Genomic DNA, 16,807 nt, shown 5'->3' with positions numbered 1-16,807 from the left:
GGATACATGTTGCGTTGACCTATTGAATCTACAGAAACCTTTTTTAGGAATTCCATTTCCTCTTTCAAGCGCTTGTTCTCACGTTTGAGCTGGCGCAGCTCTTCGCTCTCTTGCTTAGAATAATCCACACCATCCACCGAATTAAATTGTTTGTCAGAAAGGCGATTGAACTGTCGTTTCCAGTTCGAAATCTGCTGAGAAGAAATACCAAGATCCTTCGCAACCTCAGCTTGAGTTACACCAGGTTGCTCTGATCGTTTTACGGCTTCCTTACGGAATTCTTCAGTGTAATGTTGATGCTTTTTACGTGCCATATGACACCTCCATATAGGGTCAAATATAACTATACAGGGTGTCTACTTTTCGTGGGTAACTTGGTGCGCTAACGCCAAGACAGGTTTTGTAGTTTTTATGTGTTTTAATCTGCAAGAATAATTGTGAGCAGACAAAAACTTGTAAATGAGTGACCGGGCCAGGCCCTAAATTATCGAGTGCCCAAGTCCATACTGATAAATTCTTTAAAGTCAGCTTTGGCGGCCGGAGCTAGAACAAGTTGATGTGCAGGCATGCGGCTTAAGCTTTAATGTCGTCGAACAGTGAATCTAGGGCAGATTTTGATTCGATGGCAATGCCTTCTTTTTTATCTAGTTGCTCAGTACCCACTTTCAGTTGTTCACGCAGGCGGGCCAATTTTACTTCATGGATCCAATCTTCGTGTGTATCCATAAAGCGCAGTGCTTCGCGGATCACTTCGCTGGCATGAGCCGCTAGCCGTTAAACGCTGTTCCATTTATTCTCGCTCGTCTGTAGAGAAGGGTAGTCGTGATTTTTTCGACTCCGTCAGCGCTCAATTTATGGTTTTCGCGGATTTGGTTGACTCTCAAGTCTACAAGGGCGGGAGCTTGGTTGTTGATTTGCAGTTAAAAGTGACCTACCGGGGATGCGGACAATGTTGGATGCAATTCAACTGTCACATGGTCCCAGTCCGCGCCTATAAGGTTCCTCAGAAGGCTAAGTCACCTATTCCCTATTTCTCTTTGGTTGGTTGAGCCCTGGTCCGTTGGGGGGTAAGTATTTGTGGGTGTCAATCTAGTATGTTCATAATTGTATCTTGTGCATTAATAGTGAACGGGCTATATTTGTGAACAGTAGTCGGGCACAAAACAGCCTTGCTATTGAGCCGCCCAGAGCTTGGGTGCTGGAAACATTCTTATCAGTCGAGGCCAAGTGTCATGAGCCTGAAGATCACCGAACATCAACTACTAGCTGAGGCTATTCAAGCCTTTCAGGAAGAAACCGGCCTGCAGTTACAGGTTACCAAAGAGCACATCCATATCAATGACTGCACGGTGGACGCCTTTCTTCAGTTTCCGGGCCTTAAAGAGGAGCTAGCCGTAGAAGTCAAAAAGTGGGCGCAGCAAAGTAATATAGGCGCGCTCGTTGATCAAATAAGGCGCCTCCCTCAAAAAGGGTTGCTTGTTGCTGACTATGTAAACCCCAAAATGGGCGAAAAGCTTAGGGCCGAAGGTGTCGAGTACTTCGATGCCGCCGGTAATGCCTATATCAACCGGCCCCCGGTTTACATACACATCACAGGCAACAAATATAAAGAGACCACCAGCACAACACCAAAAGCCACAAACCGAGCCTTTGACACCACGGGTTTAAAGGTTGTATTTGGCTTTCTCTGCGACCCATCACTCGTTAAGGCTACCTACCGACAGATTGCCGAACATACCGGTGTTGCACTGGGCACCGTAACTTGGGTATTGAACGGCCTTAAAGACGCGGGCTTTATCACAGAGCGTGGCCGAGGCAAGGGCCGCGCTAATACAAAGCAAAGACAGCTAGCCAATAAACGTAAACTACTCGACCGCTGGGTAGAAGCCTACCCAGAAAAGCTAAAACCGAAGCTGCTCGTGGGAGATTTTAGCGCTGAAGATCCGTATTGGTGGGAAAGCATCGATATAGGTGAATATGGTGCCTGGTGGGGCGGCGAGTTAGCTGCAGCCAAATACACCACTTATCTAAAGCCCCAAAACATTACAGTTTATCTACCCGAACAAAGTGGCAATAAATTGCTGGCTAGGGCAAGGCTAAAAAAAGCAAACCCGGCGGAGCACAGAAACCTGGTGCATGTATTGCGGCCATTTTGGCCTGCGGCATTGAACAGACAAAATAATGAACGGCCAGGCTTGGTACACCCTATATTGGCTTACGCGGACCTTATCGCCACTGGCGACAGCAGAAACAGGGAGGCAGCGATAGAGATTTATAAGCAGTATATTGCCCCCGGTATCGAGGAATATGTATGAAGGCCAAATCGCTTAATATCCCTGCGCTCAACATATCAGGTAAGCTCGATAGCAGTACAGTCGCTGTCTACCAAGCCATCTTGCACGTCACCCAGCAACTAGATGTGCCCTTTCTAATTGTTGGCGCCTCTGCACGCGATCTGGTGCTACATTACGGCCACAATGCAGATATAGCACGTGCTACCCGCGATATCGATTTTGCTATCGAGGTCGCCAATTGGGATGCCTTTCAGCAAGTAAAAGCAGTGCTAATTGCTCGCGGCTTTAAAGAGAGTGACCAACAGCACCGAGTAACCAGCCCGCAAGGTATTCCATTAGATATTGTGCCCTTTGGCCCCTTAGAAGATGCCACCGGCAAAATTGAGTGGCCACCCGGCCAAGAATGGGAGATGCTCGTGCAAGGTTTCCAAGAAGCGCTCGATAATGCCGAAGCTGTGATCATTCAAGATAAGCCCTTAATAGAGGTGCCCGTAGCTACGCCCGCAGGTATGGCGCTGCTAAAACTAATCGCCTGGCAAGACAGAGAAGTTGAAAAGCGCGGTAAAGACGCCGCCGACTTTTTATACCTGTGTGAAAGCTACGAAAAGATTCCCGCCGTAAGCGATGGGCTTTATAAAAATGAAAGCTTAATGGAATCCTATGAGTGGGACTTGACGCTAGCCGCAGCTTCTCAGCTAGGCCAAGACGCGCGCGCAATAGCAAAAGCGCTAACAGCAAGCACCATAAGCACACTATTAAATAATAAGCATGAAACTCTAGCGATAGGCGTTTTTATTAGCGAAATGGCAGCCCCGAATGTAGGGCGAGCAGAAGAATTATTAGAAGCCTTTACTAAAGGTTTTAATGAACTGCATTGGAGAAATAGCGAATAGCAAACGATTACAGACAAAATTTTTTCACCAAGCCTTGTCTGGCAAAAATGGCTATGGGGCAGCGCCGATATTACGCGCGGTAGCACTAAGTTATTTGACTCACTGACTAATAAGCGGCATATGCAATTCATATCCACTGAATTTCAGCCAATAAAAAAAACCAGCCCTTTCGGGCTGAGGTTTTGTATTGGTGGTGGGACGGGACGCGGGTTCAGTTCCCTAACTCGCAACCGAACAAGTCCATTAAATACCTGCGATTAGCTATCGATATTTATGCCCCTAACCAGCCCTAATTAGCTTGATTTGATCCGTAGTTTTGAGCGTTCATGGTGGTTACCAAATAGTCCAACACAGGAGTTTTTATGACGGTAATACACATGAATCAGAGGCAGCTGGCGAATCGCTGGGGCGTGAGTGAAGCAACTTTAGAGCGGTGGCGTTCCGAAGGTATTGGCCCCAGGTATTTAAAACTACAGGGGCGAGTTATGTATCGGGAGAAGGATATTGAGGCCTATGAAGCCAGCTGCTTGAGGCAGTCGACTTCTGAGGCTGTCAAAGAAAGTATTAGCTCTTCGTGACTGCATTAAACAGATTTACCAACTTGAGCTGGTCAACCCGGCTCACCGGTGTTTTGCCGATATTGGGATTGCCTACGACTACTGCCAGTGATTGTGCTCTCGATATCGCTACATTAATGCGGTGCTTATCGAAGAGGAAATCCAGTCCTCGGGGTGATTCACTGGCGTCGCTGGCACACATGCTCAAGAACACAATTGGGGCCTCTTGGCCTTGGAACTTGTCGACACTGCCCACTTTGGCTTGCTCCCCTAGCGCAGCGCGAAGTTTACTGACTTGATGGTTATACGGGGCGACAAACAAGATGTCGTTCCAGTCGATGGGTCGAGTGACGTGCATGGATGCACTAATGCCGCGAGCGGATGGATCCGCAGGAGCGGCGTCTGGGGATGACTTTCCAGTATGCTCTTTACCCGTAAAGAAGGTCCTTCCAATCAAACTATTGGCAAGATCCCGGATGACAGCCACTTCCTCATCAGAGGCTTGTGTATTGCCTTCATGCTCTACCGGAACGAATAAAACTCCGGCTTCAATATTAAGCGGCCCTTCATAGTCTGAAGGTACATCGATAATTCGTTTATCGTTAGACGGGTGTGACTCCAGTTTTCCCTCGTAAATATGCTCGCTGATGAACTGGTTGACCTTAGAGTGCATGCGATATGTTGTGCTCAAAAATACGCCCATGTCGTCTGGAATGGTCGGTGTTTCGTGTAAGAGGTAGTCCAGTACAGAAAGCCCGCTGTCGGCCGGGTGTGTGCCCTGTGAGGGCTGACCTAGCTGCATTTGGTCACCCATCAAAATAAGGTTGGTCGCGCTACGGCTCATGGCGATCAGGTTTGCAACGGCAACTTGGCCTGCTTCATCGACAAACAGGTAGTCGAGTTCGTTCGCTAAATCTTCTCGAGCGAATCCCCATGCTGTTGTACCCACCACGCAAGCTGGTTGAATATGATTGACCAGCTCGTTGTTCTTTAGGATGGCAACGTCATAGTCAGCCAGCTCAGGCTCATTGTCTTTGGTGCATCCGAAGGTGGCTGAGATACCTTCCTCTTTGCAGTATTTTGCTGTACTCAATAACAGGTTGTTGATCGCCTTATGGCTATTACTGGCAATCCCCACTTTTGCTCCGGACTTCATAAGCTCTGCGATAACATGCTTACCGGTATAGGACTTACCAGCACCGGGAGGTCCTTGGATTGTTAGATAGCTACAATCCAGGTTGCGGATCGCATGAATGATTTGTTGGAGTCGTTCACCCGGATCGTGACTGGGTGCAATAGGCCCTTCGGCGTGACCCTTTATGCGGGGTTTAGAGCGTGTCAGGAAATCAATGATGGCTGATTGACCTGAACTTAGTTGCCCACTTTCATATTCACTAACGCTCTGGTCGATGGCTTGTGGAATTGGATTTGGATTGACGTATTCGTCTGGCACTAAGGATACGACCGCTGGTGGCTCCTCTTTCGATTGCAGCACCACCAGGCCATTTTCAAGATCGCTTTCCTCTCGGACAAAGGTAACTTTTGCGGTATTTCCGTCATCCGTTTCAACACCCAGTAAATAGAATTGTTTTTGCGCGCCTTTAAATTCCTGCGTGGGATCAAATCGATATTCATAAGCAAGATTACGCGCTCTTGGCGTAGGCTTAAATGGTTCACGCTCTGTTCTTTCGCAACAGGCCAAACAATCTAGGTCGTCCATCAATTCAATGTGACTTAAGCCAAGTCTTTCAAATAAACGCCAGAATATGGGTTTCGCTTCTCGTCGATGAAACTCGAGCACCCATGCAAGGTTTTCAGTCAATGCCGCTTTTCTTGGGTCGGGCTCAAGCTCAGATAAAACCCGCTCAAGCAGACGATCACGTAGCTGCGTTCGTTCTGTTACTTCCTCTTTGACATCGGGTTCGGTGCCAGTGTCTTTATTAGAAGGGGTTTTACCTAAATAAACGATGCCATGCTCGGCTTGCTGTTGTCGCAACCAATCGACCAGTTCCTGGGTTGAGTCGCAATCATCGATGTTGTAATCCCTGATGTCGTTCAGAATTTTGGAAGTTTCCCAGGTGTCGCCTTGTTCTCCTCGTGAGTGTAGTTCTCGCCATTGCTCATAGACCACAACCGAGTCACCGCCATTGCCAACTTCAGTCTCACGCTTTCCACGATAAAGGTGCTCTACATTCTTGATTGAATACCTAGGCTCACCCAGAAGAACGCCGCCTTTAACGATTTTGTAGAGGTCAACAAAAACCTCATTGCGAAGCAACTGGTCTACTTCGTATTCGCACACGCCGTAACGGCCCATCAACTTGCGGCAGGCTGCGATTTCATAATTGGCGTAATGGTATATATGCATCTTTGGGTCTTGCTGCCAACGCTGGTATACCCATTGAATAAAATCCTGGAAGCACTGTTTTTCCTGTTCCGGATTGTGAGCCCAGAAGTCTTTAAATTGTCGATTTCCTTCTTCATCAAAATACGTGTTGCCCCAAAGGTACTCCAAGCCGCCTTCATCAAGTGGATAGCCTTCTATATCGAAGAACACATCTAGCGGTGAGTGTGGCGGGAGCAATGCTAAACCTGATTTTTCATTGGACGCAGGCGTAATGATTTCGAATCGCGGAATGGCATTGCCAGCACTTTGCTTTTGGATTTTTGCTTGAGCTTTAAGTTTCTCTAGAGCTATCGTATTAATGCCTGGCACATACTCGATGTCGGTCGTCGCTAGTTCTTGCATCGTATTGATGCCTGCTTGATTCAGCTTTTTGATTTGGCCTTTGGTGATAGTCGCCACCTGAAATAAGTGGTCTTTTTCAATCATTAGAGATTCAGCGTATTTACTCCAATCGGCCTAATTTTTAGAATCGGCAGGGTCTGGTCGATTGTCTGGCGAGTAGTTACTGTGATCGTGTAAGAATGATGCTTTCAGAGTTTGATAATAATAAAAATAGTCACTCGTTCTGAGTCGCTCATTTTCGCCATTGCCTAAAGCTACCGTTATAAACTCTGGCAGGCACCCCTGTATGGATTCGAGCATTTGCGCATAACAACACAGCTGGATGACAAAGGTCGGCTTCAACTTGTTGGCGAGTTTGGTGTCCCATACTTCGTAATGCCAATCACCGAGATTGCTCTTGTTTTTAGAAGGAGAGCTAGACTCTGCTTCACGCCTTACCTTAATCAGAAAGTCTGCATAGCCACCAAAAGGTGGTAGCTCTAATCGGGCTTGTACAATGACATCAGCGCCTTGGCGCATCGCTGTAAGCGTATTGGCGTGCTTTTCATCTGACGATTCACCTTCGATTTTAACTACATTGAGGCCTTGCTCAATAAAGGCTGCCTCCAACGCATCCTCATGCTCATAGCCCTTTTGCGCGAAGGAACTCATCAAAGCATCGGCTGGGTCTTTTTCTGGCGCCTGATCAGGATGCTCAATGGAAAACCTGTCCATCCAAGAGGCAAATGGGCTCTCCATGTACCTAGTCGGGTCTGAGGGGGAGAAGTGGAACTGTCCGTGTTGTTTATACATGGCTATTGAGGATTATTTTTATGAACAGAATGAAGATATAGGCGCCGATAGAGTGCACTGTGGTCTGCTCCATTGATACACATGGGTATTCAGGTAAGTAAATACTAATTTTGCGCATGTTCTTACAACAGACCTTGAACTTTTTCGTCTTATCCCCATCTATTTCCCAGTTAATCGCTGACAGCTTTGTTTTGGGAATAATCCCAGCTACAGGAGAATATGACAATGTTTTTATCGGTTGATGGACGCCTAAAGAACGCGCGTCCCCCTCCAAATTGACCTGCATTTGACCACCAAATAGCAGGGTAGCCTGCATTTTTCTTAAATTACTCTTTTAAATAAACAGGAGGGATGCATGCTGGAAGTTAGCCAGTTATCCAGAAAGTACGGTAGTTTTTTAGCCGTAGATAAAGTGAGTTTCACCATTGGAAAGGGTGAGATTGTCGGTCTGCTCGGCCACAACGGTGCCGGTAAAACTACGATCATGAAAATGATCAGCGGATACCTCGAATCCAGTACGGGCTCGGTAATAGTTGACGACGTCAATTTAGATTTGAACCCAAAAGAAGTGCAAAGTCACTTGGGATATTTGCCTGAAAGCCTGCCAGTATATCCAGAGATGACAGTGGCAGACTATTTAGATTTTGCTGCTGACCTAAAAGGCCTTAAAAATAATCTAAAGAAATCAGAGATAAAGCGTGTCATCAAGGCAACCGATATTTCTGCCAAGTTACTCGCACCGATTTCAACGCTTTCACGCGGTTTTAAGCAGCGGGTTGGTGTTGCCCAGGCTATTTTAGGTCGACCAAAACTGCTTATATTGGATGAGCCAACTAATGGCTTAGACCCAGAGCAAACCCAGCACATGCGTGAATTGATTAAAGAAGTGGCCAAAGATGCAACGGTCATTTTATCAACTCACATTATGCAAGAGGTGGAGGCATTGTGTTCGCGTGTATTGATGCTTCATGGCGGAAAGCTTGCACTGGATGCACAACTCGAGACATTACGCCAAAGTAATCATTTGCTATTGGAGACATCTTTAGGTGCGCCTGGGATTCAGTCTGTTTCAGCTATTCCTGGTGTAGAGAATGTTGAGAAGCTCAATGCAGAGGAAGGCGTTAACAGATATCGGATAAAATTTAATGCTGATTCAAACCAGAGGGAATTGGCGGCGTTAATTTCTCAGGCCGTTTTAGCGCAAAAGGCCTCGCTATTTCTTCTGCAGCCTGAACTAAGAGATTTAGAAACTTTATTTAAAGAGGTCAATGAAGGAAAGTTTGATATCGAGGAGGTTTGCAATGCAGCATAATATTGATTCTAGCATTACGATTAAGCGTATTGCGGAAAAAGAAATATCCCTGTTCTTTGCCTCACCTATTGCTTATCTATTCTTGGCAACATTTGCTGCTGTAACGTTATTTGTGTTTTTCTGGGGTGAATCATTTTTTTCCAGAAATATTGCTGATGTGCGGCCTCTATTTGAGTGGATGCCGGTACTTCTAATTTTCCTTTCCGCCACTTTGACTATGAGGTTGTGGAGTGAGGAGCGACGCAATGGCACACTGGAATTTGTGCTTACCCAGTCTGTACCACTTTGGCATTTTGTTTTGGGTAAGTTCTTAGGCTGTTTGTTTTTGTTAGGGGTGGCATTGCTTATCACATTGCCCCTGCCTATGACAGTCGCATTTATCGGGGAGCTTGATTGGGGGCCTGTGTGGTCAGGTTATATAGCTACGCTTTTCATGGGGGCGGCTTATCTAAGTATTGGTCTTTTTGTCTCTTCCCGCAGCGACAACCAGATTGTAAGTCTAATTAGTGCGTCGGTTTTGGCTGGCCTATTTTATTTGATTGGTTCATCGGCAGTAACTAATTTTTTTGGTAATCAGATAGGGGATTGGCTGAGGTTATTAGGGACTGGGTCGAGATTTGAATCAATTACACGAGGTGTGATTGATTTTCGTGATATTTATTACTATGTCAGTTTGATTATTGCTTTTCTTGCACTCAATATTCTGTCGCTTGAAAAAGAGCGTTGGGTGCGTGAGGAGCAACGTGACCATCATCATTATTGGCAGATTTTTACTCTGCTGATTGTGGCGAATGCCTTCGCTGCCAACCTGTGGCTATCTAAATTTGATAGTATTCGTATGGATGTGACTCGCGGCAATCAGTATTCCATTTCTGAGGCGACAGAAGGTTACTTAAACCAGTTGCAAGAACCGCTTCTGGTTCGTGGGTATTTCAGTGGAAAAACGCATCCATTGCTGGCGCCACTGGTACCACAAATGCGCGACTTGATTAAAGAGTATGAGGTTTCTGGTAAAGGAAAAGTGCGGGTTGAGTTTATCGATCCTTTAAGTTCTCCCGAGCTAGAAGAAGAGGCCAATCAAAAGTACGGCATACAGCCAGTACCCTTTCAGGTTGCTGACCGTTATCAGTCCTCCATTGTCAGCTCCTATTTTAACGTGCTAGTCCAATATGGTGATGAGCACCAAGTGTTAGGTTTTAGAGATCTTATTGAAGTTCAGGCGCGTAGCGAATCTGACATTGATGTTCAACTGAGAAATCCTGAGCATGATTTGACTCGGGCAATAAAGAAAGTGCTGCGAGCCTATCAGGCCGGTGGAAATCTTTTTGATACCGTTAAAACCGACTTGGCATTAACTGCTTATGTTTCAGCAGATGAAAAATTACCTGAACAACTACGAACCTTTAAAGGTGATATTAAGGCGATTGCGGAGGAACTCCAAGCGCAGTCATCTGGCCGCTTAAAGGTTACTTTTGTTGAGCCAGAAGCAGACGGAGGAAAAGTAGCTAAAGAAATTGCAGAGAATTACGGCTTTAAACCTATGGCGACCAGCCTATTTAGTAATGAGCAATTCTATTTTTATTTAACGCTGCAAGGCAATGATCAAATTGTTCAGCTGCCATTGGGTGATCTGAGCAAAGGCGAATTTGAGCGAAATATGGATGCCGGTATTAAACGATTCGCATCAGGTTTTACCAAAACAGTCGCCCTAGTTACGCCGAAACCAGACTACTCCAATCCCTACGCTGGTGCGGGTGCTCGCTATTCGCAACTGGAAAGCTTTCTAGGCGCTGAGCTCAATGTGGTACAGGAAGATCTCAGTGACGGAATGGTTTCAGGTGAGGCCGATATATTGTTGTTGGCAGCCCCCAAAAATCTTGATGACAAGCAGCTCTTTGCGGTTGATCAATTCTTGATGAAAGGCGGTACGGTCATTGCGGCAACGTCGCCTTACTCTGCCAATCTTTCTAATCGCAATTTAAGCGTACAGAAGCAGAGTAGCGGGCTTGAGCCTTGGTTGAAGCATCACGGTGTTACTATCGAAGAATCTCTGGTGCTGGATCCGCAAAACTCTGCATTCCCCGTTCCGGTTACGCGTAATGTGGGCGGTTTCAGGCTGCAAGAGTTGAGAATGCTCGATTACCCCTATTTCGCCGATGTTCGTGGTGATGGCCTAAACCAGGAAAACTTAATCACCTCTGAGATGCCTCAAGTGACGATGGCCTGGTCATCCCCGATTGTGATTGACGAAGAAGTTAATAAGTCACGCCAGGTGACCAAGCTGTTGAGTAGCTCGGAAAATGCCTGGCTGTCGGATTCCGTGGATGTCATGCCGAAGGTAAGCCAACAAGGTGTGAGTGCATTTTCACCAGAAGGTGATCAAGCTAGTCATCTCCTTGCGGCGGTTACCCAGGGACGATTCGATTCTTTCTATAAGGACAAGGCTTCGCCTTTGATCGAAAAACCACAAGAAGGTGATGAAACAGAATCGGAGTTAGAAGCAAGCGATACATCTGATGACAAAGATCAGCAGCTTCAGATTGACAGTGTCATTGAACGATCACCAGAATCTGCCCGTATCATCGTATTTTCATCCAATGAGTTTTTGAGTGATCAGATTATTCAGATGTTGGGTAGTGCGCAGCAAACAGAGTATGTTAACACGGTACAAATGATAGCGAATGCTGTCGATTGGTCTCTTGAAGACGAAGGCTTGCTAAGCATTCGTTCACGAGGTCATTTCAATCGAACCTTGCCGCCGATGGAGCAGTCGGCCCAAATGTTTTGGGAGTACTTGAATTACGCGCTGGCGGTATTGGCCATTGTCCTCGTCGCGCTTTGGGAGAAGCGCAAACGTGCTGCGAGGAATAAACAACATTTAGAACTTTTGGCTGCTTAAGGAGGATAAGACATGAAGAAAAAAATTCCTTTATTGGCTGGCGTATTGGTGCTGCAGTTGGTTGTCGCTTTATCCCTATTTTTATGGGAGGGGGATCGTTCAGGTAACTTTACCTCAGAGCCATTGATGAGCTATGAATCCGCTCAGCTCGACAAATTGATTGTCAGTGATGGCGATAGTGACGTCGTTTTGTCAAAAAAAGGTGAGGAGTGGCAGCTCAGCGATACGGGTTTACCTGTGGCAGAGGATAAGCTTGACCTCTTACTGGAAAAGCTTAAAGGACTGCAAACTGCCTGGCCTGTTACAACGACATCGTCAAGCCACGAGCGCTTTGAAGTCAGCGAAAAGAAAGTGCGTAGAAAAATATCACTGTATCAGGGTGATAAAGCCTTGGCTGAACTTTATGTTGGCACTTCACCAGGGTTTAAAAAATCTCATGTTCGTGTCGACGGTCAGGATGAGGTTTATGCATTGGAATTTAATACTTACGATGCACCAGCCACAACGAAAGAGTGGCTTGATAAGTCTTTATTGACGGTTAAGTCTGTTACCAAAATCAAGGGTAAAGGTTATACCTTATCCAGGGAAGGCGAGTCGTGGCTTATTGATCCTGTTCAAGACGGTAGAGAGATTAATGCCGATAATGTGGATAACCTGGTTAAGGCAGTTGGTGCTTTCAAAATATTGGAGGTGGCGAATAGTGCTCCAGAATTCACAGAGGATAAACAGACCGAAATCCAAGTGGATAATGGTTCAAGCTACTCTATTTTCCTTATGGAGGACGAGGAGAAGTACTATGTCAAACGAACGGGGTTCGATCAGACATTTACTTTAAGCAAGTACGAGTACGAGCGCTTAACCAAACCTAATCTGGAATCATTAACTACCGAAATAACGATTGATGATGTCGCAGTGAAAAGTGATGCCGATAATGTTGCGGTTGCAACAGAGGAAAAAGAAGAGAAGAAATAATTAGTAAAAGGGGGCGATTTTAAGCCCCCTCCTTTTCTATAAATACCCAAAATTCAGTGTCGTTGATTTAACTCGAATGGCACGATACCTATGGAATGGAGTTGTTTTTGTAATGTGGAATCCTTTGATTGCTGCCATCTTTCCAGCAAAGAAAAAATATCTTCTGCTTTGTAGCTAAGTTCAACAGCGCAAACATTGGCAACTATCTGCAATAACTTTGGGAAGCTATTGGCAAGTTCGTTAAAAATATTGTTTCCTGCATAATTTAAATTGCCCAAACTGTTATAGGCTCCGCCGCCCATGCCAATAAAATAGTCTTTATTAACACCTTTTTTTGCAAAATTCTCAAAAAATAGTGCCCCTATAAACAAAGAACTGTCTCCCAATTGTTTAAGTACGGCGTTTCTCTGGCCTACAGTTTTTGCCTTATAAGCTTCCTCGTATAACAGAGCAAGTGTTGGCAGTGAAAGAGTATCGTTTTCTATCTGAAATAAATGCTTGCTTTGGCTAAAGTGGATCAGAAGCTGAGCTAGGTAGTGAAGTGCTTCTTCTGATAAAGGGGGTGCCAAATCTTTTGATTCTCGGTTAATCCCGTCGTAAAAATACTCCTTAAGGTTTGTTTGGCTTATGCTTTTATCTTTCAGAATCATTGGTTTACCTCAATTTAAAATTTTTTCATTTGACCTCTTGAATCCAATTTAAGAATCCCTAATTACAGTTTCGGGAAGGTTCTTCCTGACATTTATTGTCTTAGGTTATCAATCATTTTAGGAGGAAATTTATGACTTTGAAACCTCTTTACGATCGTGTGGTTGTGCGCCGATTAGAGGCAGAGACAACTACCAAAGGTGGCATCATCATCCCTGATAAGTCGGCCGAAAAGCCTACTCAGGGAGAGGTGGTAGCCGTTGGAGATGGTGAGGCTGGTGATTCAGGAGAGCTTCGAGCGCTTTTGGTGAAAAAAGGTGATCGTATTCTCTTTGGGCAATATGCCGGTTCCCAAGTAAAGGTTGATGGTGAGGAGTTATTGATCATGAAAGAGTCTGACATTCTTGCCGTTGTCGAAGAAGAGCATGTAGAGGAGAAAGCAGCATGAGTGCAAAAGCGGTAATCTTTTCAGATGATGCGCGTGAGCGCATGTTGACCGGGGTGAATGTTCTGGCCGATGCCGTGAAAGCAACCCTTGGGCCTAAAGGCCGCAATGTGGTCTTAGATAAGAGCTTTGGTGCACCCAGAGTGACAAAAGACGGTGTATCTGTCGCAAAAGAGATTGAGTTGTCTGATAAGTTCCAGAATATGGGCGCTCAAATGGTTAAAGAGGTGTCATCTAAAACAGCTGACATTGCTGGTGACGGTACGACAACCGCAACGGTCTTGGCACAAGCGTTGGTGCGTGAAGGTCACAAAGCTATTGCCGCAGGCATGAACCCAATGGATCTCAAGAGAGGCATTGATGCGGTAGTAAAATCGGCTACGTCAGAGCTTCATGATCTAGCCAAACCCTGTGATGACAATAAATCCATTGGCCAGGTGGCTACAGTCTCCGCGAACTGGAACCAGGATATCGGCGACATCCTTGCTGAGGCGATGGATAGAGTGGGTAAGGATGGTGTCATCACCGTTGAAGAAGGTAAGTCACTCGAAAACGAACTGGAAGTCGTTGAAGGTATGCAGTTTGATAGAGGATACCTGTCGCCCTATTTCATCAACAATCAGGAAAAAATGCAGGTTGAGTTAGATAACCCTTATATCCTGCTCTTTGACAAAAAGATCAGCAATATCCGTGATTTGTTACCACTGCTGGAAAAAGTCGCGAAAGACAGCCGACCTTTAATGTTAATTGCCGAAGATATTGAGGGTGAGGCGCTTTCTACTCTGGTAGTGAACCAGTTGCGCGGTATTCTCAAAGTGGCCGCAGTTAAAGCGCCAGGCTTTGGAGATCGTCGTAAGGCTATGCTGGAAGATCTCGCTATTTTGACTGGCGCCGCTGTAATTAGCGAAGAAGTTGGTTTGTCGCTTGAGGGCGTGGAATTAGATCAACTTGGAAGCGCAAAGCGCATCATAATCGCCAAAGACGCAACGACTGTTGTAGATGGCGCAGGTGATGCGAAGTCTATCGACGCGCGGGTGTCGCAGATCAAAGCTGAAATAGAAAATACCACTTCAGACTATGACCGGGAAAAGCTCCAGGAGCGAGTGGCCAAACTGGCTGGCGGTGTTGCGGTGATTAAAGTTGGTGCGGCCACCGAGGTTGAAATGAAGGAGAAAAAAGACCTCGTAGATGATGCCTTCCATGCAACCCGTGCTGCCGTGGAAGAAGGTATCGTTCCTGGTGGTGGCGTAAGCCTTATCCGTGTTGCAGAAGCCGTTAAAGCCAAAGATCTGAAACTCGCGAATGAAGACCAGAACGTAGGTGCTCGTATCGCACTTCGTGCCATGGAAGAGCCTTTCCGCCAGATCGTAAACAACGCAGGTGTTGAGGCCAGTGTTGTGCTAGAGAAGGTACGAAATGAGAAAGGCGCCTTTGGTTACAACGCGCAATCGGGCAACTACGGCGATATGCTGGAAATGGGCATTATCGACCCGGCCAAAGTGACCCGCTCAGCGCTGCAAAATGCGTGCTCTATCGCTGGGCTGATGCTGACCACAGAGGTTATGGTTACTGATGCGCCTAAAGAGGATAAGGAGGTGCCAGCAATGCCGGATGCAAGTGGCTGGGGTTAATTAATATCTCTGCTATAAGTATCATATTTGGGGAGCAATGCTCCCCAAATTTTTATAACTCCCCGTTTTTATAAGCTGGCAAGAAAATAAAAATTATTTTAAAAAAAACGGTTGAAAACTAAATCTCTGACCCTAAATAAGGCTACGTGAGAGGTTGTCCTTCGGAGGCCACTCACCATTGATTGTTTTTATTTTATATTGCTTCTAACGGAGGATATACCATGAACGCAATTGACCTTACTCCACTCTACCGCAGCAGTGTTGGTTTTGATCGTTTAGGATCACTGATCAACCATGCGTTAACAACAGAATCCACTACCAGTGGATACCCTCCTTACAATATCGAGGCACTTGATGAAAATCGCTATGCCATTACCTTGGCGGTTGCTGGATTTTCTCAAGAGGAACTGGATATTCAGGTTGAAAAAGGTGTGCTGACCGTACGAGGTGACAAACACGCAAAAGAAGAGCGTACCTACCTCTATCAAGGCATTGCCAATCGCACGTTTGAACGCAAGTTCAACCTTGCCGATTACATTGAAGTTACTGGTGCTGATCTTTCTAATGGCTTGTTGACTATTAGCCTGCTGAAAGAAATTCCGGAAGCGATGAAGCCAAAATCCATTGCTATTAATCAAGATGGCAATGTATTGGAGCATAAAGCTGAAGAGAAAAGTACCAAAGGCGACAAAGCCGCCTAGCACTTTTGAGGGGTGCACCTCTGTGCACTCCTCAGTTTAACTTTAAAGTATTCATCCTGAGATTTGGAGGTGTTCCATGGACATTGAAAAATTAAAACCTTGGAATTGGTTTAAGCATGAAGATGATGCTACTCACCAAATTCCAGTATCAAAAAACAATGCTCTTGGTGAAAGTTCATCAGAGAGTAAGCAACTTTCCACCCCGCAGAATCAGGCAGTGGGTTCTTTAATGCAATTGCATAACGAAATGGACCGTCTGTTTGATGATGTTTGGCGCTCATTTGGCATGCCCTCAGGCTCAAGATTTGCGCGGCCAACATCGATGTTCAATACCAGCCTGTTTGATCATTCAATCTTGGGTGACTATAGGGCGAAGCTGGATGTGTCAGGCAGTGAAAAAGAGTATGAGGTATCGATCGATCTGCCTGGATTGTCAGAAGACGACATTCAAATTGAACTGAATGGCAACACGTTGGTTGTTAAAGGACAGAAGGGGAAAAAAAACGAAAGTAAAGATAAGCAGTACTATCGAGTAGAGCGCAGTGTTGGATCTTTTCAACGTACTTTGTCATTACCTGAAGATGCTGACAGGAATGAGATTTCAGCCAATATGAAAAACGGATTATTGGTTATTCAAATTCCACGTAAAGCATTGCCTAAGGACGATGTAAAACGTATTTCTATTTCATCGTAACTTTAAAGGCAAATGTTAAGGGCGGCGCAGTCCGTCTCCCTATTTCAGGTTAAAACAAATACAGAGGAAAGGTGCCATGAAGCAAAAAATAATTGCCCCATTCTTTTTACTAATTATGCTTATATTCGGGCAGGCACAAGCTGTGAATCGTACCGACTTTATCGGAGGCAGTTTTATTTGAGTCATGCTACACGAGCCGACTCGGTTTGTTGATAAAAAA

General features: G+C 45.6%; 15 protein-coding genes and 1 pseudogene. 10 read left to right on the top strand and 6 right to left on the bottom strand.

What is annotated here, in order from left to right; translation table 11 throughout:
- The coding region (locus CFK45_RS17995) for a transposase (protein WP_204378513.1) at positions 1 to 314 on the bottom strand (314 nt) is incomplete at its 3' end.
- Positions 315 to 573: 259 nt separating this feature from the next.
- The gene (locus CFK45_RS17990) at positions 574 to 726 is read right to left on the bottom strand and encodes a hypothetical protein (RefSeq protein ID WP_204378512.1); all 153 of its coding nucleotides are present in this window, start codon (positions 724 to 726) and stop codon (positions 574 to 576) included.
- Between the two features lie 506 nt (positions 727 to 1,232).
- Between CFK45_RS17990 and CFK45_RS17980 the strand changes: the two genes are divergently transcribed.
- The 3 genes from CFK45_RS17980 to CFK45_RS17970 all read left to right on the top strand — a co-directional run bounded on the left by CFK45_RS17980 (position 1,233) and on the right by CFK45_RS17970 (position 3,765).
- Positions 1,233 to 2,315, top strand: coding sequence for a type IV toxin-antitoxin system AbiEi family antitoxin (locus CFK45_RS17980; protein ID WP_096087839.1), 1,083 nt, complete (start codon positions 1,233 to 1,235; stop codon positions 2,313 to 2,315).
- On the top strand, positions 2,312 to 3,187 hold the full coding sequence (locus tag CFK45_RS17975; RefSeq protein WP_096087838.1) for a nucleotidyl transferase AbiEii/AbiGii toxin family protein: 876 nt from the start codon (positions 2,312 to 2,314) through the stop codon (positions 3,185 to 3,187). Before CFK45_RS17980 ends, CFK45_RS17975 begins: the two co-directional genes overlap by 4 nt.
- Positions 3,188 to 3,549: 362 nt before the next feature.
- On the top strand, positions 3,550 to 3,765 hold the full coding sequence (locus CFK45_RS17970; RefSeq protein WP_096087837.1) for a helix-turn-helix transcriptional regulator: 216 nt from the start codon (positions 3,550 to 3,552) through the stop codon (positions 3,763 to 3,765).
- On the opposite strand, the gene CFK45_RS18845 is transcribed toward CFK45_RS17970, so the two are convergent.
- From CFK45_RS18845 to CFK45_RS18650, 3 genes and pseudogenes are all read right to left on the bottom strand, one after another.
- The gene (locus CFK45_RS18845) at positions 3,752 to 5,464 is read right to left on the bottom strand and encodes a DEAD/DEAH box helicase (RefSeq protein WP_349677404.1); all 1,713 of its coding nucleotides are present in this window, start codon (positions 5,462 to 5,464) and stop codon (positions 3,752 to 3,754) included. The genes CFK45_RS17970 and CFK45_RS18845 overlap by 14 nt on opposite strands.
- Before the next feature lie 285 nt (positions 5,465 to 5,749).
- Positions 5,750 to 6,592, bottom strand: a pseudogene (locus CFK45_RS18840) (TM0106 family RecB-like putative nuclease); the annotation flags it as partial.
- 15 nt (positions 6,593 to 6,607) lie between these two features.
- Complete coding sequence (locus CFK45_RS18650) at positions 6,608 to 7,231, bottom strand: hypothetical protein (RefSeq protein ID WP_204378510.1); 624 nt, start codon at positions 7,229 to 7,231, stop codon at positions 6,608 to 6,610.
- A 409-nt stretch (positions 7,232 to 7,640) separates the two neighbouring features.
- Between CFK45_RS18650 and CFK45_RS17955 the strand changes: the two genes are divergently transcribed.
- Genes CFK45_RS17955 through CFK45_RS17945 form a run of 3 tightly spaced genes read left to right on the top strand, consistent with a single transcriptional unit; the run spans position 7,641 to position 12,468 of the window.
- On the top strand, positions 7,641 to 8,597 hold the full coding sequence (locus CFK45_RS17955; RefSeq protein ID WP_096087835.1) for an ABC transporter ATP-binding protein: 957 nt from the start codon (positions 7,641 to 7,643) through the stop codon (positions 8,595 to 8,597).
- Complete coding sequence (locus CFK45_RS17950) at positions 8,587 to 11,496, top strand: Gldg family protein (protein ID WP_096087834.1); 2,910 nt, start codon at positions 8,587 to 8,589, stop codon at positions 11,494 to 11,496. The genes CFK45_RS17955 and CFK45_RS17950 overlap by 11 nt, the downstream gene beginning before the upstream one ends.
- A 12-nt stretch (positions 11,497 to 11,508) precedes the next feature.
- The gene (locus tag CFK45_RS17945; RefSeq protein ID WP_096087833.1) at positions 11,509 to 12,468 is read left to right on the top strand and encodes a DUF4340 domain-containing protein; all 960 of its coding nucleotides are present in this window, start codon (positions 11,509 to 11,511) and stop codon (positions 12,466 to 12,468) included.
- Positions 12,469 to 12,521: 53 nt separating this feature from the next.
- Here CFK45_RS17945 and CFK45_RS17940 read toward each other — a convergent pair whose 3' ends face one another.
- Entirely contained in the window at positions 12,522 to 13,118 is a 597-nt protein-coding gene (locus CFK45_RS17940; RefSeq protein WP_096087832.1) for a hypothetical protein, read from the bottom strand.
- Between the two features lie 131 nt (positions 13,119 to 13,249).
- Between CFK45_RS17940 and CFK45_RS17935 the strand changes: the two genes are divergently transcribed.
- The 4 genes from CFK45_RS17935 (at position 13,250) to CFK45_RS17920 (ending at position 16,587) form a co-directional block, all read left to right on the top strand.
- Positions 13,250 to 13,564, top strand: coding sequence for a co-chaperone GroES (locus CFK45_RS17935; RefSeq protein WP_096087831.1), 315 nt, complete (start codon positions 13,250 to 13,252; stop codon positions 13,562 to 13,564).
- A complete protein-coding gene (groL, locus tag CFK45_RS17930; RefSeq protein WP_096087830.1) occupies positions 13,561 to 15,192 on the top strand; it encodes a chaperonin GroEL in 1,632 nt (543 codons plus the stop codon). Before CFK45_RS17935 ends, groL begins: the two co-directional genes overlap by 4 nt.
- A 221-nt stretch (positions 15,193 to 15,413) precedes the next feature.
- Positions 15,414 to 15,893: an Hsp20 family protein gene (locus CFK45_RS17925; protein ID WP_096087829.1), complete on the top strand. Its 480-nt coding sequence runs from the start codon at positions 15,414 to 15,416 to the stop codon at positions 15,891 to 15,893.
- Between the two features lie 76 nt (positions 15,894 to 15,969).
- On the top strand, positions 15,970 to 16,587 hold the full coding sequence (locus CFK45_RS17920; RefSeq protein WP_096087828.1) for an Hsp20/alpha crystallin family protein: 618 nt from the start codon (positions 15,970 to 15,972) through the stop codon (positions 16,585 to 16,587).
- Positions 16,588 to 16,807: the final 220 nt, after the last annotated feature.

Source organism: Agaribacterium haliotis, assembly GCF_002312815.1.
In the GTDB taxonomy this organism is placed as follows: domain Bacteria; phylum Pseudomonadota; class Gammaproteobacteria; order Pseudomonadales; family Cellvibrionaceae; genus Agaribacterium; species Agaribacterium haliotis.
Note: the sequence above shows the minus strand (reverse complement) of the source record. Positions and strands in the feature narration are given on the sequence as shown.